Origin of the sequence: Nocardia testacea NBRC 100365 (genome assembly GCF_000308775.1) — a bacterium.
Classification (GTDB): domain Bacteria; phylum Actinomycetota; class Actinomycetes; order Mycobacteriales; family Mycobacteriaceae; genus Nocardia; species Nocardia testacea.
This window is the reverse complement of record NZ_BAGJ01000055.1, coordinates 1-24,341: the sequence shown is the minus strand read 5'-3', so window position 1 is coordinate 24,341 and position 24,341 is coordinate 1. Positions and strand designations below refer to the sequence as shown.

The 24,341-nt window shown below is 70.0% G+C and carries 25 protein-coding genes; 6 read left to right on the top strand and 19 right to left on the bottom strand.

Annotated elements, in window-relative coordinates; genetic code table 11:
* The 10 genes from ON38_RS07140 to ON38_RS07100 form a co-directional block, all read right to left on the bottom strand.
* The coding region (locus tag ON38_RS07140) for a hypothetical protein (RefSeq protein ID WP_039823374.1) at positions 1–198 on the bottom strand (198 nt) is incomplete at its 3' end.
* 117 nt (positions 199–315) lie between these two features.
* Positions 316–1,158 (bottom strand): DegV family protein, encoded by an 843-nt coding sequence (locus ON38_RS07135; protein WP_039823372.1) that lies wholly within the window; start codon positions 1,156–1,158, stop codon positions 316–318.
* 3 nt (positions 1,159–1,161) lie between these two features.
* Positions 1,162–1,896: a diglucosylglycerate octanoyltransferase gene (gene octT / locus ON38_RS07130; RefSeq protein WP_039823386.1), complete on the bottom strand. Its 735-nt coding sequence runs from the start codon at positions 1,894–1,896 to the stop codon at positions 1,162–1,164.
* Positions 1,897–2,055: 159 nt separating this feature from the next.
* A complete protein-coding gene (locus ON38_RS35885; RefSeq protein ID WP_157181690.1) occupies positions 2,056–2,232 on the bottom strand; it encodes a hypothetical protein in 177 nt (58 codons plus the stop codon).
* Positions 2,222–2,881 (bottom strand): histidine phosphatase family protein, encoded by a 660-nt coding sequence (locus ON38_RS07125; protein ID WP_039823370.1) that lies wholly within the window; start codon positions 2,879–2,881, stop codon positions 2,222–2,224. The genes ON38_RS35885 and ON38_RS07125 overlap by 11 nt, the downstream gene beginning before the upstream one ends.
* Positions 2,878–3,357, bottom strand: coding sequence for a ribosome silencing factor (gene rsfS / locus ON38_RS07120; protein ID WP_039823369.1), 480 nt, complete (start codon positions 3,355–3,357; stop codon positions 2,878–2,880). Before rsfS ends, ON38_RS07125 begins: the two co-directional genes overlap by 4 nt.
* Positions 3,358–3,507: 150 nt before the next feature.
* A complete protein-coding gene (gene nadD, locus ON38_RS07115) occupies positions 3,508–4,173 on the bottom strand; it encodes a nicotinate-nucleotide adenylyltransferase (protein WP_169333253.1) in 666 nt (221 codons plus the stop codon).
* A 39-nt stretch (positions 4,174–4,212) separates the two neighbouring features.
* A complete protein-coding gene (locus tag ON38_RS07110) occupies positions 4,213–5,625 on the bottom strand; it encodes a vWA domain-containing protein (RefSeq protein ID WP_039823367.1) in 1,413 nt (470 codons plus the stop codon).
* Positions 5,622–6,515 carry an AAA family ATPase gene (locus ON38_RS07105; protein WP_039823366.1) on the bottom strand — a complete coding sequence of 298 codons (894 nt, stop codon included), beginning with the start codon at positions 6,513–6,515 and terminating at the stop codon, positions 5,622–5,624. The genes ON38_RS07110 and ON38_RS07105 overlap by 4 nt, the downstream gene beginning before the upstream one ends.
* A gap of 196 nt (positions 6,516–6,711) precedes the next feature.
* Entirely contained in the window at positions 6,712–7,977 is a 1,266-nt protein-coding gene (locus ON38_RS07100; RefSeq protein WP_039823365.1) for a glutamate-5-semialdehyde dehydrogenase, read from the bottom strand.
* A 63-nt stretch (positions 7,978–8,040) separates the two neighbouring features.
* On the opposite strand from ON38_RS07100, the gene ON38_RS07095 reads away from it, so the two are divergent.
* Together ON38_RS07095 and ON38_RS07090 are read left to right on the top strand one after the other, a co-directional pair.
* Positions 8,041–8,925, top strand: a complete 885-nt coding sequence (locus tag ON38_RS07095; protein WP_039823363.1) for a ribokinase — start codon at positions 8,041–8,043, stop codon at positions 8,923–8,925.
* 139 nt (positions 8,926–9,064) lie between these two features.
* Positions 9,065–10,282, top strand: a complete 1,218-nt coding sequence (locus ON38_RS07090; protein WP_039823361.1) for an RtcB family protein — start codon at positions 9,065–9,067, stop codon at positions 10,280–10,282.
* 220 nt (positions 10,283–10,502) lie between these two features.
* Here the strand turns inward: ON38_RS07090 and ON38_RS33985 are convergent, their stop codons facing one another.
* Positions 10,503–11,264 carry a hypothetical protein gene (locus ON38_RS33985; protein ID WP_051164459.1) on the bottom strand — a complete coding sequence of 254 codons (762 nt, stop codon included), beginning with the start codon at positions 11,262–11,264 and terminating at the stop codon, positions 10,503–10,505.
* A 292-nt stretch (positions 11,265–11,556) separates the two neighbouring features.
* Here ON38_RS33985 and ON38_RS07080 point away from each other — a divergent pair, with 292 nt between their 5' ends.
* Positions 11,557–12,078 (top strand): DoxX family protein, encoded by a 522-nt coding sequence (locus tag ON38_RS07080; protein WP_039823360.1) that lies wholly within the window; start codon positions 11,557–11,559, stop codon positions 12,076–12,078.
* 61 nt (positions 12,079–12,139) lie between these two features.
* Here ON38_RS07080 and ON38_RS07075 read toward each other — a convergent pair whose 3' ends face one another.
* Complete coding sequence (locus ON38_RS07075; protein ID WP_039823359.1) at positions 12,140–12,889, bottom strand: SDR family oxidoreductase; 750 nt, start codon at positions 12,887–12,889, stop codon at positions 12,140–12,142.
* Positions 12,890–12,991: 102 nt separating this feature from the next.
* On the opposite strand from ON38_RS07075, the gene ON38_RS07070 reads away from it, so the two are divergent.
* Positions 12,992–13,870, top strand: a complete 879-nt coding sequence (locus ON38_RS07070) for a helix-turn-helix transcriptional regulator (protein WP_039823357.1) — start codon at positions 12,992–12,994, stop codon at positions 13,868–13,870.
* 131 nt (positions 13,871–14,001) lie between these two features.
* Here the strand turns inward: ON38_RS07070 and ON38_RS07065 are convergent, their stop codons facing one another.
* Together ON38_RS07065 and ON38_RS07060 are read right to left on the bottom strand one after the other, a co-directional pair.
* Positions 14,002–14,472, bottom strand: coding sequence for a hypothetical protein (locus ON38_RS07065; RefSeq protein WP_174372397.1), 471 nt, complete (start codon positions 14,470–14,472; stop codon positions 14,002–14,004).
* 3 nt (positions 14,473–14,475) lie between these two features.
* Positions 14,476–14,667 carry a hypothetical protein gene (locus ON38_RS07060; protein ID WP_085995359.1) on the bottom strand — a complete coding sequence of 64 codons (192 nt, stop codon included), beginning with the start codon at positions 14,665–14,667 and terminating at the stop codon, positions 14,476–14,478.
* Between the two features lie 447 nt (positions 14,668–15,114).
* Between ON38_RS07060 and ligD the strand changes: the two genes are divergently transcribed.
* Complete coding sequence (gene ligD, locus ON38_RS07055) at positions 15,115–16,077, top strand: non-homologous end-joining DNA ligase (RefSeq protein ID WP_039823356.1); 963 nt, start codon at positions 15,115–15,117, stop codon at positions 16,075–16,077.
* A gap of 35 nt (positions 16,078–16,112) precedes the next feature.
* On the opposite strand, the gene ON38_RS07050 is transcribed toward ligD, so the two are convergent.
* Entirely contained in the window at positions 16,113–16,865 is a 753-nt protein-coding gene (locus ON38_RS07050; RefSeq protein WP_039823354.1) for an isocitrate lyase/PEP mutase family protein, read from the bottom strand.
* Positions 16,866–16,955: 90 nt separating this feature from the next.
* On the opposite strand from ON38_RS07050, the gene ON38_RS07045 reads away from it, so the two are divergent.
* Positions 16,956–17,750, top strand: a complete 795-nt coding sequence (locus ON38_RS07045; protein ID WP_218000744.1) for a Pr6Pr family membrane protein — start codon at positions 16,956–16,958, stop codon at positions 17,748–17,750.
* On the opposite strand, the gene ON38_RS07040 is transcribed toward ON38_RS07045, so the two are convergent.
* The 4 genes from ON38_RS07040 to ON38_RS07025 all read right to left on the bottom strand — a co-directional run.
* Positions 17,674–19,803: a RecQ family ATP-dependent DNA helicase gene (locus tag ON38_RS07040; RefSeq protein WP_174372396.1), complete on the bottom strand. Its 2,130-nt coding sequence runs from the start codon at positions 19,801–19,803 to the stop codon at positions 17,674–17,676. The genes ON38_RS07045 and ON38_RS07040 overlap by 77 nt on opposite strands.
* 255 nt (positions 19,804–20,058) lie before the next feature.
* Entirely contained in the window at positions 20,059–21,918 is a 1,860-nt protein-coding gene (locus tag ON38_RS07035; RefSeq protein ID WP_039823352.1) for a Na+/H+ antiporter, read from the bottom strand.
* A gap of 68 nt (positions 21,919–21,986) precedes the next feature.
* Positions 21,987–22,946 (bottom strand): nucleoside-diphosphate kinase, encoded by a 960-nt coding sequence (locus ON38_RS07030; RefSeq protein WP_051164457.1) that lies wholly within the window; start codon positions 22,944–22,946, stop codon positions 21,987–21,989.
* Between the two features lie 10 nt (positions 22,947–22,956).
* Positions 22,957–24,341: PEP-utilizing enzyme (locus ON38_RS07025; RefSeq protein WP_039823350.1), on the bottom strand; the 1,385-nt coding region annotated here is incomplete at its 5' end.

Below are 24,341 nucleotides of genomic sequence, written 5' to 3'. Positions count from 1 at the left end.
ATCGGGGATCAGGCGGTCCCGCCAACCGGCCGGGGCGGGCTCGTCATCCAGCCAGCGCGGAGTGCGCACGGCATCGGACTCGCCGAACGCGGAGTCCGGCCACTGGCGGGCCCGGCCCTCCGGATCGTCGCGCGGCAACTCTTCGAGGTGCCCGCCCAGTTGTCTGCGTACCCGTTCGCGCTCGTCGTGTGCAGCCATGCCCGCGACGCTAGGCCCGACAGAACCCCGAACATCCGGCCTCACCTGGGATCTCGAGAAGTCTGTGGACAACTCCGGCCTGTGGATGAGCGGTGGCCGGGTGGATACCGCAGGCGGTCAGCCGCACCCGCCGGGCAGGACCAGCACCCCGACCGCGCCGACCCCGAGATGTACCGCCAGCGCCGGTCCGAATTCGGCGACGTGCACCTCGGCGAGCTGCGGAATCCGTTCGCGCAGTTGGGTCGTCACCGTTTCGGCGGCCTCGGCGGCGGCCAGATGCTGCACGCCCACCGCGGCCGGCCCCGCACCGGCGGCCTCCTCGGCTGCCGCGACCAGCTTCGCGTACGCCTTCGACCGGGTGCGCACCTTGTCCCGTAACTCCAGCCGCCCCTGCACCAGTTGCAGCACCGGCTTGCTCACCAGTTCACTGCCGAAGAAACTGGCTGCCGTACTGAGCCTGCCACCCCGGCGCAGTTGCTCGGTGCGATTCACCACGAAGAACGTGCGGGAGCCCGCCGATGCCCGCACCGCGGCCTCGTGCACCGCCGCGAGGGTGCCACCGGCGGCAGCGCACCGGGCGGCGGCCAGTACCGGGAACCCGGTCGCCAAACCCGCGCCGAGTGAATCCACCAGCAGCACCGACTCCGCGGCGTCCATGTCCCGGACGGCCTGGCGGCCCGACTCCCAGGTCGCCGAGAGCTGCCGGGACAGATGCACCGCGACCACCCCGTCGCCGCGGCTGCGCCGCAACGCTTCGGTATAAGCGGCGCGCAGCTCGCCCGGGGACGGCGCCGAGGTGGTGACATCGTCGGCGGTGTAGTCGACGGCGAATTCGTCGACACCCTCCCGGATCTGGGTATCCCCCACCAGCACGTGCAGGGGAACCACCTCGATACCCAGCTCGCCGATCAGTTCCGCGGGCAGGCTGGCGGACGAATCGGTGACGACCACGACCGCCACGTCTCACCCCACCTCTTGCAGCGTTTTCACCATCGCCTTGGCGACCTCGGTATGCCCGTCCCAGCCCCAGTGGATCCCGTCGGGGTTGGCGTCGCCGGAGTAGATGTTGTCGTGGACCGCCGCCTTCAGATCCACCAGCGGCACGCCGCACCGGCGTGACCAGGCCTGTAGGGCACGCACCGCCGGTTCCCGGCCGCTGTGCACCCGGCCGTAGGCCGCGCAGTCGTGCACCGACGGCAGCACCGCGACCACGGGCAGCTCGGGCCGGAGGTGACCGAGCGCCGTCCGGCACTGTTCGAGATAATCCACACTGACCCCGGGCGGAAGCGCGACCGGCCGGCCCAGTTTCGCGGCTCGGGGCTGGATCCACTGATACGCCGAGCGCACCACCCGGCGCAGACCCGACGGCCGCAGATAGCGGATCAGTTCGCGTAGGGCGGTGGGCAGCGGCGAGGGCAGCGAGTCCATTCCGCCCACCGCGAAGACCACGGCACCGGCCCGCGGTACGGCCGCCCAGACGCGCGGGTCACCGATCAGGGCCCAGTAGGCGTCCCGGCAGGTCCAGCCGATCCGGGCGACGAGTTCGACATCCCAATCCAATTCGGCGGCAACCAGATTCGGCCAGATACGCGGATGGTCGGCAGGGAGACCGCCCTCGGGGCCGAAATAGGACAGCGAATCGGCGATCACCAGCAGTACCGGTCGCGGGGTATCGCGATCGGTGGATCCGGTGGGCACCGCCGGATCCGTCGTGACTTCCACGTCCGGCGTACCGGGTGGCGTGGTACCCGGCTGCGCGACCGGACCCGTGGCCGCGCCGGTCGTTTCCGGTTCGCTACCCGGATCGGGCGCATGTGTACCCGCGGACGTGGCTGTCACAGCGGAATCCTCCTGGGGTCAGACTGCCTTCCGGATGTCGCCGTCCTCGGCGGCTCCGGCGTCGTCGGCGGTCCCGTCCGCCGCCCGTTCGGGTGCCGGGCCGAACAGGGCGTCCGGCAGAGCGCGCTCCGGTTTCGCGGATACCTTCTGGAACAGTTCGTCCGGTATCTGGCGGTTCAGGTCTTCAGATGACATCGGGTGCTACTTTCGCCGCTGCGTTCCACACATCGAGACGCCAGCCGGGCCGATCCGGGCTCGGGCCGTGGCTGCTCAGCTGCACCCAGCTGGCATTGGCCAGGCCACCGAGGGCCGGCCAGTTCCGGGGCGGCAGATCGAGCAGCGCGGCCGTGAGCGCGGCGATCAGCCCGCCGTGCGCCACGAGAATCATAGTGGCGCCGGGCCAATCCTGCCGCTCGTCGAACAACTCCTGCACCACCGGCAGTGCGCGAGCGCCGACCTCGAGTTTCGATTCACCGCCGGGCGGGGTGAAAGTGGGGTCCATCCGCCACTCGAGCCGCGCCCCGGGGTAGAGGGAATCGACCTCGACGTCCCCCATCCCCTGCCAGTCCCCCAGGTGGGTCTCCCGCAGCCGCGGTTCCCGCACCACTTCCAGTCCGGAATGCTCCGACAGGGCCAGCGCGGTGTCGTAGGCGCGGCGTAGATCGGAGGAGATCAAGCCGACTGCCTGGTGGGAGACCAGTTCCCGCGCCGCCTCTTTCGCCTGCCGCCGACCCAGATCGGTGAGATCGGTGTCGATCTGCCCCTGCATCCGGTCGTTGGCGTTCCATTCGGTCTGCCCGTGGCGCAACAGGATCAGGGTGCGCACACCGGTTTTCTGTCTCACTCGGTATCTCCAGCACTTTCGTCTCCGGCGGCCGGTGGCGCGCCGTGTTCACCCGGCGTGAGCGAGGGCCCTGCGTGGTCACGCTTCGCTACCTCCTCCGGGCCCGACTCGCTCATACCGATCCCCTCCACCGGAACGATCGGGCAGTCTTTCCACAATCGTTCCAGCGCATAGAAATTACGTTCGTCGTTGTGCTGGATGTGTACCACCACGTCGACATAGTCCAAGAGCGCCCAGCGGCCCTCGCGCGTCCCTTCCCGGCGTACCGGTTTGTGGCCGGCCGCACGCAGTTTCTCTTCGACATTATCGACGATGGCATTGACCTGGCGCTCGTTCGGCGCCGAAGCGATCACGAAGCAGTCCGTGATCACGAGTTGTTCGGAGACGTCCAGCACCACCACATCGGTGGCCAGCTTCTCGTCCGCGGCCAGCGCGGCGACGGTCGCCATCCGCACCGCCTCTTCCGTCGCGCTCATGCTGTCACCTCCGGGCACGAGCGACGCACGCCCTCCGTGGTTACGCAAGCTGCCGCCTCCGGGCGCACGCCGCTCATGCTGTCACCTCCGGGCACGAGCGACGCACGCCCTCCGTGGTTACGCAAGCTGCCGCCTCCGGGCGCACGCCGCTCATGCCAGCACCTCGTTCACGTTTCCATCACCTTCCGCTCGAGCGGGCACGTAGAGATGCCGCTTCGATATGTACTGCACGACACCGTCCGGTACGAGGTACCAGACCGGCCGCCCCTCGGCCGCGCGCCGACGGCATTCGCTCGACGAGATGGCCAGCGCGGGGACCTCGATCATGGTGACCGCGTCGTCGGGCATACCTCGCAGATGATCGGCGAGATGGTCGATGTTCAGCTCGTACCCCGGCCGGCTGACCCCCACGAATTTCGCCAGCTCGAACAGTTCGGCCCAATCCTGCCAGGTGAGGATGCTGGCCAGCGCGTCGGCCCCGGTGATGAAGTACAGTTCCGCGCCCGGGTGCTGGGCGTGTAGATCACGCAGGGTGTCGACGGTGTAGGTCACCTTGCTCCGCTCCACATCGGCCCGGCTCACCGAGAACCGCGGGTTGGAGGCGGTGGCGATCACCGTCATCAGATACCGGTCCTCGGCCGGGCTGACCTGGCGATCGGTCTTCTGCCACGGTTGTCCCGTGGGGACGAAGATCACCTCGTCCAGGTCGAACCGGTGTGCGACCTCACTGGCCGCGACCAGGTGTCCGTGGTGGATGGGGTCGAAGGTGCCGCCCATCACACCCAGCTTGCGTCCACCCCGGCCCGTTCCGTGCATGAGTGTCGAGCTTAACGGTGGGGTCGCGACGGGTTCCGGTCAGACCGGCAGCAACCGGGAGACCACAGCCGTGAGCTGCGCCGCCGACCGGCATTCGTGCATCTCGATGACCTGCTGATACCGGTCGGCGGCCGAATCCCCCGATCCCCAGTTGGTGCGCGGTTCCGGATTCAGCCAGTGCGCGTGCTTGGCGATCTCGACCAACTCGCGCAGGGTGGCGAGCTCGGGGTCGCGGTAGTTGGTGCGGGCATCGCCCAGGATCAGCAGGGAGCTGCGGCTGGTGACGGCGTCGGGAAACTCTTCGGCGAAGCTCGTGAGCGCGCTGCCGTAATCGGAGTGACCGGTGAAGCCGACGATATCGGCCTCGGCGAAGATCCGCTGCATGGCTTCGTCGAGCTGGGTGTGCGGGTCGAAGAACCTGGTCACCTCATCGGTGTGATCGACGAAGGCGAAGATCCGGACCTTCGAGAACTGCTCCCGCAACGCGCTCACCAGCAGCAGGGTGAAATTGCTGAAACCGGCGACCGAACCCGATACATCGCAGAGCAGGATCAGTTCGGGGCGGCCCGGCCGGGGTTTGCGGCTCACCAGGTCGATCGGCACCCCGCCGGTGGACATGGACTTGCGCAGGGTTTTGCGCAGATCGATCTCGCCGCGTTTGGCGTGCCGGCGGCGCACCGCCAGCCGCGACGCCAGGATCCGGGCCAGCCGTTGCGTACTGCGCCGCAGTTCGGCCAGTTCCGCCTGCGAGGCCCGCAGGAAATCCACTTCCTCGGCCTGCCGCGGGACCCCGTAGGAGGCGACGCGCTCCTTGCCGATGCGTTCGGCCACCCGGCGCCGGGTTTCGGCCTCCACGGTGCGCCGGAACTTCTCGATGCGGGAGCGGGCGGCGCGGCGCGCGATCTCGGTATCGAAATCGCTCATACCGGGCGTGGCCATGGCGGCCAGGATCTGCGCGAGCAGTGTCTGCGGCTGCACCTCCTTCAACGCCTGGTACGACGAGAAGGACGCGCCCCGCGCCGACTGGTACTGCCCCAGTTGTTCGACCAGCTGCGCGGCCATCAGCGCCTGCTGCTGACCCGAACCTTCGTCGGCGAGCATCTCGGCCAGCATGCGCCGCAGCTCGGGGATGTCGACCCCGCCGTCGTCGAGGTACGGGATCTCGGCCTCCGCGGCGGCGGCACGGTCACCGATGGCCACCGGGAACCACAGGTCGAAGAGTCCGTCGTAGGTGCCGCGATGGGTGGTGCGCCGCAACAGTGCGCAGGCCAGCCCCTCGCGCACCGACTCGCGGTCCAGCAGGTCCAGCACCGACAGCACCCGGCCCGCGTCCACCGTCTCCGACGGGCCCACGGGTATCCCCCGCGCGCGCAGCGCCTCCACGAAACCGACCAGATGCCCCGGCAGACCGTGCGAGGCGAGGGGCTGGTCGTCGGCGGCCACCACGGTCAGGCCGGTTTCAGCTCGGCCAGCGCCCGCTGGTGGTCACTGCGGTGTTTGAGCACCACGCCCAGCGTTTCCCGGACGGTGGCGTCGTCGAGTTCGGTGTGCCCGAGCGCGAGCAGGGTGCGGGCCCAGTCGATGGATTCGGCGACCGAGGGCAGTTTCTTCAACTGCATTCCGCGCAGCACGTGCACGATCCGCACCAGCTGGGTGGCCACCGCCTGAGGTAGTTCCGGGACCCGGCTCGCGAGGATCCGCCGTTCGAGATCCTCGTCGGGGAAGTCCAGGTGCAGATAGAGGCAGCGCCGCTTGAGCGCCTCGGACAGCTCACGGGTGGCGTTGGAGGTGAGGACCACGAACGGGGTCCGGGTCGCGGTGATGGTGCCGAGCTCCGGCACGGTCACTGCGAAATCGCTCAGCACCTCGAGCAGCAGGCCCTCGATCTCCACATCGGCTTTATCGGTCTCGTCGATGAGCAGAACCGTCGGGTCGGCCCGCCGGATCGCGGTGAGCAGCGGCCGGGACAGTAGGAATTCCTCGGTGAACACATCGGATTTGGTTTCGGCCCAGTCGTTTTCGCCGGCGGCCTGGATCCGCAGGATCTGTTTGGCGTGGTTCCACTCGTAGAGCGCCCGCGCCTCGTCCACCCCCTCATAGCACTGCAACCGCACCAGTTCGGCATTCGCCGTCTGCGCCACGGCCCGCGCCAGCTCGGTTTTGCCGACGCCCGCCGGACCTTCGATGAGCAACGGTTTACCGAGCCGGTCGGCCAGGAAGACCGAGGTCGCGGTGGCCTTGTCGGCCAGATATCCGGTCTCGGCGAGGCGGTGCACCACATCGTCGACCGATGCGAAGATCGGCTCCTGAACCGGCGGGGTGGGGGTACTCGCGGGCTCCATCGGGCCGTCCTTCCGTCGAACTCTCCACCCCAACGCTACCGGGCGGTTACTCGACCGGCGTCGTCCCCCGGGGCCAAGAGACCGGCGCCACGCGCTTCGTGTTCGAGCCCCCGGGGTACTCACCGGTCCGCGTCCGCCCGTTCCCGGAGCGAGCGACGGGACACGCGAGACCCCGCGTTCCCGGTCGCCGGGCACGTCAGGCGGGGCGGATCTGCCCCGAACCCCGCACGACCCACTTCGAGGAGGTGAGCTCCGGCAGCCCCATCGGACCGCGAGCGTGCAGTTTCTGGGTGGAGATGCCGATCTCGGCGCCGAAACCGAACTGCTCGCCGTCGGTGAAGGCGGTGGAGGCGTTCACCATGACCGCCGCCGCGTCCACCCGGCGCGAGAATTCGTCGGCCGCGGCCAGTTCACCGGTGACGATGGCCTCGGTGTGCCCGGTACCCCACGTATTGATGTGCTCGATCGCGGCATCCAGATCGTCGACGACCTTCACCGCGATATCGAGGGTCAGGTACTCCTCGCCCCAGTCCTTGTCGGTGGCGGGGACCATTCCGTCGAGGTCACCGTGCAGGGTGACGCCCTTGTCGGCGAGCGCTTTGCTCAGCCGCGGCAGCGCCGTCTCGGCGATGGCCGCGTCGATCAGCACCGTCTCGGCCGCATTGCACACACTGGGGCGACGGGTCTTGGCGTTGATCAGGATCTCTTCGGCCATATCCAGATCGGCGCCGGAATGTACATAGACGTGGCAGTTGCCGGTACCCGTCTCGATCGTGGGGACCTGGGCGTCGCGCACCACCGCGTTGATCAGGCCCGCACCGCCGCGCGGGATGACCACATCCACCAGACCGCGGGCCTGGATCAAATGGGTCACGCTGGACCGATCCGAGCTCGGCAGCAGCTGTACCGCGTCGGCCGGGATGCCGACCCCGGTCAGCGCGTCCCGCAGCACCGCCACCAGCGCGGCGTTCGATCGCGCCGCCGACGACGACCCACGCAGCAGCGCCGCATTACCCGACTTCAGCGCCAGCCCGAACGCGTCGACGGTGACATTCGGCCGCGCCTCGTAGACCATGCCGACCACGCCGAGGGGGACCCGGATCTGACGGATCTCGAGTCCGTTCGGCAATGTCGACCCGCGCTCCACGACGCCCACCGGATCCGGCAGTCCGGCAACCTGGCGCAGGCCCGAGGCGATACCGTCGATCCGGTCCTTGGTCAGCCGCAGCCGGTCCAGCAGGGAGTCCTCGGTGCCGGCCGCTTTCGCCGCGACCAGATCTTCGCCGTTGGCTTCCAGCACGGTGTCGGCGGCGGCGAGCAGCGCGTCCGCGGCGGCGTGCAGCGCCTCGTTCTTCCGGTCGGTGGTGAGCTGGGCCAGGACCCGGGAAGCGACCCGCGCCCGGCGGGCGGCCTCGTGCACGGCCGCACGCATATCGAACTCAGCGGTGGTCTCTACCGTCATGGCCTATAGCCTACGCACCGGGAAATTCGGTTCTACCGGCGCTCACCGCGCTAGGTTTTCTCCGTGACCGCTCCCCTGATCGCCGTGCTCGGCAGTATCAACATGGATCTGGTGACCACCACCGAGCGCCGGCCCGCACCCGGCGAAACGGTCCTGGGCCGCGACTTCGCCATGGTGCCCGGCGGGAAGGGCGCCAACCAGGCGGTCGCGGCGAGCCGGGCGGGCGGGCGGGCGATGTTCCTCGGCGCGATCGGCACCGATGTGTTCGCGCCGCGACTGCGCGCGGTACTGACCGGGTCCGGGGTCGATACCACCGGGTTGCGCACGATCGAGGGCCCCAGCGGGATCGCCTCGATCGTGGTCGATGCCGGCGGCGAGAACTCGATCATCGTGGTGGGCGGCGCCAATGCCGAATTGCACGGTCTGCGCGCCGCCGATCGCGCCGCCGTCGCCGCGGCCGATATCCTGCTGTGCCAGCTCGAGGTCCCGATCCCGACCATCGCGGAAGCAGTACGGCACGCCCGGGACCACGACACCACCGTGATACTCAACCCCTCTCCGGCACAGCGTCTTCCGGAGGATCTGTGGAGCGGGGTGGATGTGGCGGTGGTGAACCGGGGCGAGGCCGAGGACCTGGGCGGCGCCCTCGACCGGGTACCGCATCTGGTGGTCACGCTCGGCGCGGACGGCGCGCGCCACCGTGGGCCGGACGGCGTGGAGACCACCGTCGCCGGACCGGTCGTCGAGGTCGTCGACACCACCGGCGCGGGTGACACCTTCGCCGGCGCCCTGGCCGTCCGCTGGTCGCGCGGCCCGGCCGCGGCACTGCGTTTCGCCTGCGCCGCGGGGGCCCTGGCCACCACCGTGCTGGGCGCCAGCGCCGCCATTCCGTCGCGCGCCGATATCGAAGCCGCCCTGTCCGCCGGGCCGGGCGAACCCTCTCGGTGATACAACACCGCTCCGCCGACGCTGCTCCGTCACGCCGCGCCGCACCACCCGGAAAATCGATCGCCTCCCCGTTTCCGGCGGCCTACCGTGGAATTACGGCGGCGGATATCGGTCCGCCCCGGAGGGAAGGAACGAGACGATGTTTCCCGTCGAGCTGTCCGGCACCCGGGCACGGACGTTGATGTGGGCCCATGAGCACGATATCGAGGCGCAGGCGCTGCAACAGTTGCGCAATATCGCCCGGCTGGAATGGGTCCACGGCGTCCGGGTCATGCCGGATGTGCACCTCGGGAAAGGTGCCACGGTCGGGTCGGTGATCGCCATGCGCGACGCGGTCGCCCCGGCCGCGGTGGGGGTGGATATCGGTTGCGGGATGGAAAGCGTTCGCACCGATCTCACCGCCGCCGACCTCCCCGACGATCTGCGCGCCCTGCGGTCGGCGATCGAGGCCGCGGTGCCGGTCGGTTTCGCCGCCCACCAGCACCCGGTGCCGGTGAACAAGCTGGCGCCCGGACCGTCCGGAATCTCCACCGCGACCCTGCGCACCGGCTGGGACCGGTTCTGGTCGGCATTCGGCGACCTCGACGATGCCGTGGCGTCGCGGGAGTCCAAGGCGCACAAGCAGATGGGCTCGCTGGGCTCGGGCAACCACTTCATCGAAGTCTGCCTGGACCAGGACGATCAGGTATGGATCCTGCTGCATTCGGGGAGCCGCAATATCGGCAAAGAACTGGCCGAACGGCATATGGCGGTGGCGCGCAGACTGCCGCACAACCAGAATCTGGTCGACCGCGATCTTGCCGTGTTCTTGGCGAACACCCCGGAAATGGCCGCCTACCGCCACGACCTGACCTGGGCCCAGGAGTACGCGGCCCGGAACCGCGCCGTCATGCTCGCGCTGGTGTGCGAGGCGGTGCGCAAGCAGTTCCCCACCCGGGACGTGCTGTTCGATACGCCGGTGAGCTGCCACCACAATTATGTGGCGGAGGAGACGATCGACGGTGCGCCCATGCTGGTGACCCGGAAGGGCGCGGTGCGGGCGGGCGCGGGCGATATGGCGCTCATTCCGGGGTCGATGGGCACGCGGTCCTATGTGGTGCGCGGTAAGGGCAATCCGGACTCGTTCCAGTCCGCGTCCCACGGTGCGGGCCGCCGGATGAGCCGTAACGCGGCCAAGCGGCAGTTCAGCGTGGCGGACCTGATCGCGCAGACCGAAGGGGTGGAATCGCGGAAGGACGCGGGCGTGGTGGACGAGATCCCGGCCGCGTACAAGAACATCGACGAGGTGATCGACGCCCAGCGCGATCTGGTCGATGTGGTGGCGACGCTGCGTCAGGTGCTGTGCGTGAAGGGCTGAGGTCGCGGTGAGCGCGGATCCGGTCCGCGGCCCCGGCATGCCGGGCGGTTCCCGCTTGCCCGGCATACCGGGCGGGCCGGCAGTGCGGATATCGCGAGCAGCGATCGCGCACTGCCGCGCGTCGACGCGGCGGCGGTCCGGACCGCGCGCGCACGATCCGCGACCGCCGCGTCGGCGACACCGCCCGGGTGATCGCGCGACCGGGGGTCATCGGTGTATGTCAGCCGGGCAGTCCACGCCGGCGTAGCGCGGCGGCGATCCCGATACCCACCATCAGAACGCCGACCAGCAGAACCACCCCGCTCGACCACCAGGTGTGCAGCGCGCGGGCGAGGTCGGACGGCAGAACGGGCAGCGACGAGATCAGTCGATAGGTCTGTCCCGGCGCGGCCATCTGGACGGCGGCCGGCACCACGCCCCAGACCAGCCCCGCGATCATCGCCGCCGCGGGTTCATACGCGGCCAGTACGGCGACCGACGCCAACACTGCCGCCCCGAGCAGCGACTGTGCGGGTGAGAGCCAGCGGTCCGTGGTGTCCCACCAGCGACCGGCGGTCACCGCGCCGTTGGCCGCTATACCGACCGCGACGGGGGTGATCAGGACCGCGAGCAGTGTGGCGACTGCGGTGCGCTGCCACTTACGCTGCGAATACCGCGTACCACCCGGCCCCTGCTGCGCGGCGCCGTCGTCCGATCGCTTCTGCCCGGCATCGTCGCCCGGGGTCTTCTGCGCGGCACCGTGATCCAAGGCCTCCCGCCCGGCACCATTGGCCAACCCATCCCGCCCGGCACCGTTGTTCCGCCGCTCCTGCACGGCAGCATCGTCACCCCCTGCTTCGCATGCGGCAGCATCATCCGGCCGCGACGGCATGTCGGCCTCGCGCTGCCGCGGCCGGTGCCCGACCACGTCCGGCCGTGGGCGCTGGACCACCTCGTCCGGCGGCGACTGCGGCGTGGTGGTCTGTTCGAGTCGAGAGGTCATACACACTCCTCCGGGCCGATCGGCAGGGGCGGGCGGCCCGCCCGGTACCGCGCGCTGCCCCGCACCCTCGCATACCCGAGGGTCACCGACCACCACGCCGTCCGCGGACCGGATGCCCAACCGGCGGCGAACAGTGGGCCAACGAACCCGGCGCAGCCGTGGACAGCACAGCCGGGCCACATATTGACTAGTTATCAGTCGATGCATACTATCTAGCTAGTTATCAGTCGATAACCACAAGCTCTGCCCGGCCCCCGCGACCGGTCAACCGACTCCCGCTCGGAGGAACCGCATGTTCGACACCCTGATGCTGTTCGTGGTCCCCACCCTGGTGCTGCGGCTACTCGGCCGGATCGGCGTCCGGCGCTTCGACACCTGGCGGGTCAGCGCCGCGCACGGACTGGCATTCCTGTTCACCATGACCGGGCTGGCGCATTTCGTGCCCGATTCGGTCACCGTGATGCCCAGTCACAACGACCTGACGGCCATGGTCCCGTCCTTCGTCCCGTTCGCGGACTTCGCGGTCTACGCCACCGGGGTCCTGGAACTGGCCGGCGCCGTGGGGTTGGTGGTGACCGCCACCCGCCGCTGGGCCGGCCTGGGTCTCGCGGCGCTGCTCGTGATCATGATCCCGGCGAATATCCATGCCGCGCTGAACGACATTCCGCTCAACGGCGAAGCGGCCACACCGCTGTGGTTCCGGATCCCCGAGCAGATCGTGTACTTCACCCTCGCCCTCTGGGTGGGTGGAGTCCTGCCGGTGGTACGCCCGGAGCGCGGCGCCGAGCGGTCGCTCCTGGCCACGGCACGCTGAACCAGTCCGCACGGGCCCCGTTCCTCTCGGCATTCCGCGGGGACGGGGCCCTACAGGGCGATCAGCCCTGCTGCGTGGGTACCAGGATCAATTCGGCCACATTCAGCCGCGCCGGTACCGAAGTGGCGAACGCGATCGCGATATCTCCCGGCTCCAGGATGGTGAAAGCCGTGCGCCACTCCGCCAGCTGGGCCTGTTGCTTCTCCCCGCGCATACCCGCGCCGAGTTCGGTGGCGACGAAACCGGGTTCGACATTCTTCACCCGTACTCCCCGGGGACCGAATTCGGCGCGCAGGTTACGGGTCAGATGCGCCACCGCGGCCTTGGTCGCGCAGTAGACGGCGTATTCGGGGAACACGGCGTGCCCGCCGACCGATCCCACCAGCACCAGATCGGCCCGGTGACCGTTCCCGGCGGCCGCGAGCAGATCATCGATGAAGGCCCGTGCGGTGTGGAGCAGCCCGGTCACATTGGTCCCGACCATCTGATCCCATTCGTCGACCTCGGCGTCCTCGAAGGGTGCGCCGAGCATCACGCCCGCGTTCGCCACCACCAGATCGACCGGTCCCAGCGCCGCCCGCACCGTGGCGGCGGCATCGCGCACCGAATCCCGATCGCTCACATCGGCGACCACCGCGATCGCGTCACCACCGAGTTCGGCGGCCAGTTCTTCGATGCGCTCCTTGCGGCGGCCCAGCACGGCGACCCGCGCGCCGTCCGCGGCGAGCCGGCGCGCGGTGGCCGCACCGATCCCGCTGGAAGCTCCGGTGACCACTGCCACCCGTCCGTTCACATTCTCGTTGTTCGTCATGGCTTCAACCCTCGGCCCGGGCCGGGTGTGCTGCCAGGTCGCGGACTTCCTGGTAGTCACAGGGCCACCCGGCGGGCCGGGCCCGCCCCTACCCTGGAGAACATGCATTCGGACAACCGCCTCGGCGCGTTCCTGCGCGCCCGCCGTGAACTGGTCCGGCCGGAGGATTTCGGACTGCCCGGCGGCGGCCAGCGGCGGGTGGCCGGGCTGCGGCGCGAGGAGATCGCGTTGTTGGCGGGGGTGAGCGCCGACTACTACATCCGGCTCGAACAGGGCCGGGACAAACATCCGTCGGAACAGGTGATCACCGCCCTGGCCCGGGTGTTCGCACTGGACGAGGAAGGCACCGCGCACCTGCGCGAACTGGCCCGCCCGGCGCCTGCCCGGCCGAAGCGCTCCCGCCGGCCCGAACGCGTCGCGCCCGGACTGCTGCGGCTCATGGACCTGTGGGAGCGGACACCGGCCCTCGTCCTGGGACGCAGCCTCGACGTGCTGGCGGCCAATCCACTGGCCGTCGCGGTGAACGCGTGCTCGATCCCCGGTATCAACCAGGTGCGCATGGTCTTCCTCGACCCGCGGGCGCGCGATGTGTACCCCGAATGGGACTCGATCGCGGCGGATACGGTCGCCAGTCTGCGCGCGACCGCGGGTACCGATCTCGACGATCCGCAATTGACCGAGCTCGTCGGCGAACTCTCGCTCAAGAGCGAGGATTTCCGGCAGTTGTGGGCCCGGCACGATGTACGCACCAAAACCGCCGGGACGAAACGGTTCCACCACGAGATGGTCGGCGAACTGACCCTCTCCTACGAGAGTTTCACCGTCAACGGCGTACCCGGGCAGACCCTCATCGTCTACCACGCGGAACCGGGTTCACCGTCCGAGCGCGCGTTGTCGCTGCTGGGCAGCCTGACGGCCGCGGAGTCCGCCGGCCCCGGTCCGCACCCGCTGCCCGCCGCCGCGCGTGACATCGATAGATAGGCCGAGACGGCCCGTCGATATGACACGGATAGCCGCCCGGGACACGGCCTTCCACGCTCGGCGCGGAACGCCGGGACAGATGGCCGATTCCTATGGATGTCTACCGGGCACTCGCCTTGTCTCAGCGGCGGTCAGGCGCGTGCGGCACCTTGTGGCCACACCACATCCACAACCACGCCACGCTCCCGCGCCAGCTTCACCACGCTGCCGGTACCACCGGCCTCACCACCTTCCCCATCCCACACTGCAACCAGCCGGTCGGCCGACCCGAGCAAAGCCTCGTTCGCCGCTTCATACGCCTCGCGCCCGGCCTCCTCGAAATCCATCACCCGAACCTCGGACGCACGCGCCACCAGTTCGTCGAACACTGGTGCATGATCAGGCTTCACCTTGGCCTCGCGATAGTTCCGCGAGGGCAACACCACCTCGAGCCGGCCACCGGCCTCGAACACCGCTTGCGCGAACACCGAATCGGATCCCCGGGCAATGCAGCTCACCCCCACCAGATCGGGGATCCCGGCGAGGCGCCGAGTGATTTCCTCGTGCACCAGCACCGCGGTTTCCTCGGTGATGTTCATGTGCCCGGTCACAGCGACCCGCATAGTTCACTCCTGCGCGTTGACCAGCGGGCGCATCCGGTCGCGCAGCTCGGCGACCGCGATATTGTCTTTCGCCCGCTCTGTTCGTTTGTAGAGCTTGCCGACTTTGACCCGAACCCGGTCCGACCGGGTCTGTTCAACGACGTCCAACGCATCATGACCTACCCGGCACGCGTCCTCCACCTCACCCTGGAGCACACGTGCCTCCGCGAGTCCGAGATGATCCAGCGCGGTGCTACGGATACGGTCGGCACGCCGCGAGTGCACGGCCAGCGACCACCTGAGCCCACTGGAACTCAACGCGGTAATGGACGTGGCCGACGTAGAAATTGTGGCACCCCGACTCAGCTTCGCACGCTGGTCATCCGTGCAGGTGAAACCGTGAGTGGCCTGGTAGCGGCTGGTTTCGCCGTAACGATCGGTCTACCGCTGATGGTCATCGCGGCGACGATCTGGTGGCCCCGATGATCGGAGAGCTGGAGGCACAAGGCGTTTCCGATGGTGAACGGCGACGGGACCACAGCCACCCCGCCGGACACTTGCCGCGCGCATTCCGCACTGGTGCAGCAGGGATCTCCACCTCGCTGCGCACGCCACTCCGGCGTATCCCGGGCTCGGATCGGTCGCGACGGTTAGGGTCGGACCATGGCTGGCGACGCGGGCGCGGCGGTGGAGTTGACGGTCGGAGAACGCGAGGTGCGTATCTCCAATCCCGACCGGGTCTACTTCCCGGAATCCGGTGTGACCAAACTCGATCTGGTGCAGTACTACCTGAGCGTGGGTGACGGGATCGTCAACGCGCTGCGCGACCGGCCCTGCATGCTGCACCGCTTCCCGAAGGGGCTGCCCGGCGGGAAAGTGCACCAGAAGCGGCTGCCCGCGGGCGCACCGGACTGGGTGTCCACGGTGCGGGTGTATTTCCCGCGCTACGGCCGGCACGCCGATGAACTCTGTGTCGGCGAGCTGGCCGAGGTCGTTTGGGCGGTCCAGATGTCCACGGTGGAGTTCCATCCGTGGAACTCGCGCCGGGCCGATACCGAAAGTCCGGACGAATGGCGGATCGACCTCGATCCTATGCCGGACTGTCCCTGGTCACGGGTGCAGCGGGTGGCCGGGGTCGTCCATGAGGTGCTCGACGAGATCGGCGCGGCCGGCTGGCCCAAGACCTCGGGCGGCAAGGGCCTGCACGTATACGTGCGAATCGCGCCGGAGCACGGTTTCCGGCAGGTGCGGCGCGCCGCTGCGGCCTTCGCCGAAGAGGTCCGCCGCCGGGCGCCCGAGGATGTGACCACCACCTGGTGGCGGCGCGACCGCGATCCGGCGCAACTGTTCATCGACTACAACCAGAACGCCCGCGACCATACGATCGCCGCCGCCTATTCGGTCCGCGGCAATCCCGCGGCGACCGTCTCCACCCCGGTGAGCTGGGACGAGATCGACGATATCCACCCCCGCGACTTCACCGTCGCCACCGTACCCGCCCGGTACCGCCGCCTCGGCGATCTGCACGCGGGTATCGATGACGCGGTGTTCGATCTGCGGCAACTGATCGAATGGGCCGACCGTGACGAGGTGGATCTCGACGAGGAGCCGGTACCGGAATCCTGACCGGCCCCGGCCCCGCGCCGCTCACTGCCGCCGGATCACTTCCAGGGTTCCAGCAGTCGTTTCGCCTCGACCGCGAGCGCGGCCTGCAGGAAGGGCCCGAAACTCACGCGCGCCGCACCGGCCGCCGCGAAGTAGGCCTTGTTCCCCTGCTCCGGCAGGGTGACCGCGTTCACCGGCAACGGCAGTTCGGCGCACAGCCGGCGCAGTACCTCCGGCCCGTAGCGGCCGACCGGATACAGCACATCGGCCCCGGCCGCGGCCGCCAGCCGCAACCGTTCGACCGCCGGGCCGACGAGTTCGGCCGGATCACCGGAGGACGTGAGCAGCAGATCGGTGCGGGCGTTCACGACCACGTGCACATCGGTGTCGTCGGCCGCCTGCCGCAGCCGGCCCACCAGATCGGCGTGCTCCTGCGGTTCGCGCAGCCGCCCGCCTTCCTTGTGCACGGTGTCCTCCAGGTTGAAGCCGACGGCGCCGGCCTGCAACAACCCGTCGATGAGCGCCACCGGCTCGACACCGTATCCGGATTCCAGATCGACCGAGACCGGAATGTCCACCGCGGAGGTGATCTCCCGGACGCGGCCGAGTACATCGGTGAAGGCCATACCCTCGTGGTCGGATTTGCCGACCGAATCGGCGAGCGGATGGCTGCCGACCGTGAGCGCCGGAAAACCGGCCTGCTGGACGAGATTCGCGGACCAGGCGTCCCATACCGTGGGCAGGATCACCGGGTCGCCGGGACGATGGAGTTCGAGGAATGCGGCGGCCTTCTCGGGCAATGTGGTCACCGCACCGATCCTGCCGTACCGGGCGCCGTATGCGCACCCGTTGTCGCGTGTCGCTGTCCCGGGCACGGCCGGCGACGGCAGGATAGGGCGGTGAACGCGCACAGTCGGCCGGCCGGTCGAGCCGCCGCGGCCGAGACGGCCGCCCGGGCCTGTCATCTCGTGATCGCCGTGGTGATCACCGCCGCATTGGTGACCCAACTGGCGCTGCTGTTCACCGGAGGTACGGACGCGAACTCGGGAGACGCGGAACCGGACGCCGGTATCGGGACCGGGCTCGTCCGCCTGTTCAGCTACTTCACCATCCAGAGCAACCTGTTGCTGCTGGTCGCCTCGGCGGGACTGGCCCTCGATCCCGTCCGGGACGGGCGGCTCTGGCGGGCGGTGCGACTGGACTCCCTGCTGGGCGTCGTGATCACCGGCCTCGTTTTCGCCGCGGTTCTCGCCGACGAGGTGCATCTCACCGGTGCGGCCTGGTGGGCGAATCTCGGCTTCCACTACCTCGCCCCCTGGGCGGGCCTGGGGGCCTGGCTGGTGTTCGGGCCGCGGCCCCGGATCGACCTGCGCACGATCGCCGCGGCATTCGTCTGGCCGGTCGCCTGGATCGGTTACACCTTCGCGCACGGCGCGGTGACGGGCTGGTACCCGTATCCGTTCCTGGACGTCGTCCGGCTGGGATACGCGGCCGCGGTGACCAACACACTTCTGGTGGTCGTGCTGGCGATGGTGCTGATCGGCCTGTTCGCGCTGCTCGACCGGCTTCCCGCCGCCACCGGGCGGGCCCGGCCGGTGCTCGCCCCGGACGAACCGGTCAGGCCGGAGTCGCCAGGGCGAACGGAAGAACCGCCGGGGCGCCCGCCCGGCGTAGCGCCCACGCCGCGACGGTGAAGGTCCAGCCGGTGTCGGTGAGGGTGTCCACCAGCAGGATCGGGCCGTCCGCCGCGCCGAGATCGGGGACCTCCCATCCGTCGTAGAGGGCGGCGACCCGATGGGCCGAGTTCACGGCGGAGACCGGTGGCCGGTCCGGGCGAACACGCAGCGTGCCCAGATTGCGGAGGCGGCCGATCGCGGCGAGGCGTTCGGCCAGCGACCCGGTGAGGACCGGATGCGTCTCGGAGTCCAGGGCCAGTACCGCGGTGGGCCGGACGGCCCAGTCCCACTCCCGGAGTACGGGAATGCACGCGTCGACCACCTCGTCCGGGACCGGGGCGTCGGGGCCGTCGAGGATCGGGCGCAGCCGCCGGCCCCATCCGAGCGAATTCAGCCGGCCCAGCACCCGTCCGGTCTCGGCGCCCTCGGAGATCTTCCCGGACAGCGGCACACCCAGTTTCGCCATACCGGTGGGCCACTGTTTGCGCGGCGCGAGATCGATACCGGGCCGGTCGAGACGGGCGCGGGTGGCGGCCACGGCCGCGGTGTCGACGGTGGTCTCGCGATGCTCGCCGGTGCAGTTGTCGCAGCGTCCGCAGGCGCCGGTACCCGGCGCTGCGCCGAGCAGCGCCGGATCGTCGAGCTGGCGGCGCAGAAACTCCATCCGGCAGCCGGTGGTGCGCTGATAATCGAGCATGGCCTGCTGTTCGGCCGTGCGGGCGGCATCGAGCCGTTCGTATCGGTCGGCGTCGTAGGTCCAGGGTTCACCGGTGCCGAGCCAGCCGCCGCGCACCCGGCGCACCGCGCCGTCCACATCGAGCACTTTCAGCACCATGTCGAGCCGGGAGCGATTCAGCTCGACCAGGGGCTCCAGGGCGGCGGTGGACTGCGGCCGCTCCCGGTCCAATGCCTCGAGCACCGACCGGACCACGTGTTCACGCGGAAAGGCGACCGAGGCGAAGTAGCTCCAGATGCGGGTGTCCTCGGGTCCGGGCAGCAGGATGACCTCGGCGCGCTCGGTGGCGCGCCCGGCACGGCCGACCTGCTGGTAGTACGAGATCGGCGAGGACGGCGCCCCCACGTGGACCACGAAACCCAGATCGGGCTTGTCGAACCCCATACCCAGCGCGGACGTGGCGATGAGTGCCTTGACCTCGTTGTTCAGCAGGGCGGCTTCGAGCGCTTCCCGTTCGGCCGGGTCGGTCTGGCCGGTGTAGGCGGCGACCTTGTGGCCCTGTGCGGTCAGCACATCGGCGAGGTCGTGGGCGCCGGCGACGGTCAAGGTGTACACGATCCCGGAACCCGGCAACCGGTCCAGCCGGTCGCCGAGCCAGGTGGTGCGTTCCACCGCGTCGTCGAAACGGACCACCGACAGATGCAGCGACTCGCGGTCGAGGTCTCCACGCAGGACCAGGGTGTCGGTGCCGATCTGCCCGGCCACATCGGTCACCACCCGGTCGTTGGCCGTGGCGGTGGTGGCCAGGACCGGCACCTCGGCGCCGAGGTCGGCGATCAGGGTGCGGATCCGACGGTAGTCCGGCCGGAAGTCGTGGCCCCAGTCGGAGACGCAGTGCGCCTCGTCGATGACCACCAGCCCGGCGTCGGCGGCCAGGCGGGGCAGCACCTGATCCCGGAAATCGGGATTGTTCAGCCGTTCGGGACTGACCAGCAGCACATCCACCGAACCGGCCGCCACCTGCTGGTGGATCTCGTCCCATTCGGTGACATTGCCGGAGTTGATGGTGGCCGCGACCACCCCGGCCCGCTGAGCCGAGGCGACCTGGTTGCGCATCAGGGCCAGCAGCGGCGAGACGATGACGGTGGGCCCGCGCCCCTGCGCACGCAGCAGTTTCGCCGCGATGAAATAGACCGCCGATTTACCCCACCCGGTGCGCTGCACCACCAGGGCCCGGCGTTTCCCGACCACGAGCGCTTCGATCGCGGTCCACTGGTCCTCCCGCAGTCGGGCGCCCGGCCCGGCGAGCTCCCGCAGCAGTGCCTCCGCATGCTCCCGTAGTTCGCCGGCGACTTCGCCGGCCTCGCCCATGGTGCTGCCCGGTGCCGTCGTCATGGCGCCCATACTGCCGCAGGCCACCGACAGCGGCCGGCGCGCCCGCCGTACCGTCGACATCTCCCGCCCGTGCGGCCACTGCCGGGACCGGCTGTACGGCCACCCCGGAGCCGGCCTGGATACCGCGGACGGACCCCGTGCGCGGTCTCGGGCAGCGGAACGCTCACCTGCATCGACCGCATCCGCCGGGTCCGGCGGTCGATCGGGCCCCGCGTCACGCCATTCGATGTACCGCGCCGGGAAGACCTGTAGAAGTCAGCCGAGCAGTTCGTCGACGTAGCACCACCGCCACGCCTCGCCCGGTTCCACACTGCGCATGACCGGGTGGCTGGTCGACGTGTAGTGCCCGGCCGCGTGGTTCCCCGGTGAGGAATCACAGCAGCCGATGTTTCCGCAGGTCAGGCACATGCGCAGATGCACCCAGGTAAGACCCTCCGCCAGACATTGCGCGCATACATCCGGCCCGTCGGATTCACAGACCAGCGGCGCCGACCGCAGATGCGCGCAATCCTCGGCCGCGCCGCCGGGGACCGCCAGCGGCTCGGGCCGCTCCTCCTCGTCGCCCTCGTCGAACCGGTCGATCATGGACTCCTCGAGGTCGAGCCGGGCCAGGACGTGCTGCAGGATCTCGTAGTCCACCCCACCGGAGTCACGGACCCGCAGCACCGTCTCCCGTTCGGCCCGCAGCATCACCAGCCGCAACCGGCGGTATTCGGCGGTCGGGGTCGCCAGCTCGGATTCCGGCCGGCCCAGCCGCTCCCAGGCGGCGTTGGTCCGCCAGGTGACCCGGTCGCGCAGGGAGCGCACGACCTCCTCCGGGGTGTCCGGGCCGATCGCCGTGTCCAGCGCCGCGAGGCCCGCATTGGACGCCTGGGTGAGCAGATTCGCCTTCTGCAGCGCATCCTCGGCCCGGCTCGGCCCACGCAGCCGCAACCGCCGGACCAGCCACGACAGCGAGGTGCCCTGGAACAGCAGGGTGCCCGCCACGACCACCAGGGCCAGCAGCTTCAGTACCGGCAGCTGCGGCGTGTTCGCCGGCAGCAGCAGCACGGCGGCCAGGGTCACCACCCCGCGCATCCCGGCCCAGGAGACCACTGTCGAATCGGCCAGGGACACCGGCGTGCGCCCGAGCAACCGCTCGAGAACGGCATAGCCGAACACCCAGACCGGCCGTGCCAGCATCACCGCCAGCAGGACCGCCAGCGCCGTGACGACCAGGGTGCCGTGGTCCAGCCCGCTCGCCCAGGCGTCCCGCACGATCGTGTTCACCTGCAACCCGATGATGAGGAACACCGCGCTCTCCAGGATGAACTGCACGGTGCCCCAGTTGATGCGTTCGGCGGTCCGCGAGGCCGCGCTCTGCCACACCGGCGCCCCGTGCCCGAGGATCATCCCGCAGGTGACCACGGCGATCACGCCGGAGGCGTGGATCTCCTCGGCCGGCAGATACGCCAGGAACGGCGCCAGGAATGACAGGGTGGTGTCCAGAACGGGGTCGGTGATCCGCCGCCGCAGCAGGGCGAGCGCGTACGCGACCGCGATCCCCACCAGCGCGCCGCCACCGGCGGCGAGCAGGAAATCTCCCCCGGCGTTCCACACCGATACCGCCCCCGCCGACGCCGCGATCGCGGTCCGCAACGCCACCAGCGCGGTGGCATCGTTGAACAGCGACTCGGCTTCGAGGATGGAGACGATCCGCCGCGGCATCCCGATTCGCCGCGCCACGGCGGTCGCGGCCACGGCATCCGGCGGCGCCACCACCGCGCCCAGCGCCACGGCCACGGCGAACGGCACCGGCAGCAGCCACCAGACGACCGCGGCCACCGCGAACGTACTGAACAGGACCAGCCCCACCGACAGCAGCGCGATGGCGCCCATATTGGCCCGGAAGTCCACCAGTGAGGTGCGGATGGCCGCGGTGTACAGCAGCGGCGGCAGCAGGCCGAGCAGGACGACCTCCGGTTCCAGATGAACCTCGGGAACGAACGGCAGATACGACGCGGCGACCCCGGCCAGGGTGAGCGCGAGGGGCTCGGATATTCCGGCTCGGCGCGCCAGCGCCGCCACGGCCGCCGCCGAGGCCACCAGGACAACCAGGCCGATCGCGATGTGCATGCGCGCATTCTCGCAGGTGGCCGATTACCGCCGACACGCTCGTCGGTTACCCGACCGCCCGGCCCGGGTCAGTGCGAGCCGGTCCGCCAGTCGGCCGCGGTCACCGGCCGCAGGGTCTGTGCTCCGTTACCGGCCCGCATCGGCAGCACCTCCGCGCCCAGGACGATCGCCGACCACGAGTCGATATCCAGACCGGACGCCAGGGCCCGGGTCAGCATCGCGGCGCAGGCGTCGGCGGACCCGGCGTCGAAATCCGCCGGCGCGGCGGCGCCCACCCGATCGAGATCGCGAAGGATGCGGTCGAGCGCGACCGTCGTATCGAACGAACGGCACGGCGTCCGGGCATACAGGGCGTCGGCGAGGGTCCGGGCGGTCTCGGCGCTGTCGGCGCCGGTGTAGGCCCGCGAGATCACCTCGGCCCGGCGGTCCTCCGGGAAGAAGACGGCAAGTTCCCGCACGACATCGGCGGGGTCCTCCGGAATGTGCACCGGGTCGAGCACCGTACCGCCGCGGCCGAGCAGATAGCGCAACTGTCCCGGGCGGCGCCGGGCGGGATCGTCGGGGCCGGCGCCTTCGGCCAGCCGCACCGGAGCCGGGAGTTCACCGTCGGGTCCGGTGACGACCAGCAGCAGCGCCTCGGATATCCCGGCCAGCAGATCGGTGAGCCGGCGACGCTCCGGGGAGGCGGTGTTCCAGCTGAAGCGCCACAGTGCGCGCACCAGATGCCGGTTCAACGGCACGGCGGCCGCGTCGACCACCCGGAAGCCGTTGCCGGACAGCCATTTCAACGTCGGTTCCACCGCCCGGGAAACGATGGCGCCGGGCGCCAGCAACAGCAGCGAATGGCGGGACGCGAACGCGGCGGGGTCGACCCGCAGCCGCCGCAGCTGATCCACGCATTCGAGCAGATAGGTGTCGCCGAGGTAGGCGGCCGCCTTGTCCTCGGCCGGTGTGAGCGCCGCCAGCAACGCCGACAGCGGGTCCGGCGGTGGCGGCGCGGCGGGTTGCGCGGTCTGCGGATCGATCATCTACTCCACCTCATCTCCGGCCCACGCCGGACAACACCGTCACCGTGCCCGCGGCCCCGTCCACCCGCAGGCGCATACCGGTCCGCAGTTTCGCGCTACATTCCGGCACCCGGACCACCGTGGGCACGCCGAGCGCCCGGGCGGCGGTCGCCACCGCGGTGAGCGGGCCACCGTGTTCGACCACCAGCGCCTGCGCCGAGGGCAGCGCCGCCACCCAGTGCGGATCGGCGCTCTCGGTGATCAGCACCCCCGGCGCCGGATCGCCCCATCGGTCCGCCAGCACCGCGGTCCCCTCGGCCACCCCCGCGGCGGACGCGGTGCCGGTGAGCACCTCGCCCTCGCGGGCGGCCGCTATCGCGGCGCGCGGAGCCCAACCTTGTTCTGCCAGTTCCGAATCCGAGAAATCCGGCCCTTCCGTAGCGAACCGTACCGGAGCCGAGAACACGCCGGCGGCGTGGGTGGTTTTCCGGGCGGCGATCCGTGCCCGCAGGTCCGGTAGCGGCACCCGGTCGTAGCAGTCGCGCAATTCGCCGGCGGTGAGAAACCGGACATCCTCGGGATCACGCAGGATCGCGCGCCCGGCGAGGTCGCGGGCCATCGCCCGGATCATGGTCTGGACGATGCCCGACGCCCGGTCCCGGCTCGACCGGAGGGTGTCCCGGTGCTCGGCACAGCGGGCCGCACGCACCCGGACCAGGTCGTAGAGCCATCGGCGGGGGCCGCCCAGCGTCCGGTCGAGATAGGCGTCCGGGTCCACTCCGGTGGCGACCGGCACGCCGAGTACCGGGTTCGCCGCGGCGCCGGCCGATCCGGTCGCCCTACGCGGCCGCAGCGCCGCGTACCGGAACGAAGCGGGCGCCTCGGGCAGATAGGCCTCCGTCAGCGCGACCACGGCGCCGGTGAGGATGAGCGCGAGCGCGTCCAGGACCGCCGCCCGGCCCCACAGCAGCACCAACTCGCGGTCCAGGCGCCGATACTCCGCGTAGGCGTGCTCCCCGTGCACGTAGTCGGTTGTCTCGTAACGTTCACAGACGCGGTCGAACTCGGTGCGAAATTCCCGCATGATCGATTCCGTCCGCAGCGCGCGGTGCACGAAGACCCCGGTCGTGCGGATCCGCGACCGGATCCGGCGCGCCCGCGAATCGAAGGTGAAAGGCTCCAGCGTGTCCGCGATCTCGTCGAGCAGCGGGTCGGCCGCACCCAGCACCGCATCCAGCCCGCGGCGGTGCAGCCGGTGGCCGGGCGTGACCGCCGCCGACCGGTACCAGTGCAGCAGGTTGAGATAGACCCGCCCGTGGAAACTGCCCAGCAGATAGGGCGTCCACGAATCCGTCTGCGCCAACCGGTCCGCCGGGATACCGAGCGAACGCGCGTATTCCCGGCACACCCGCCCGT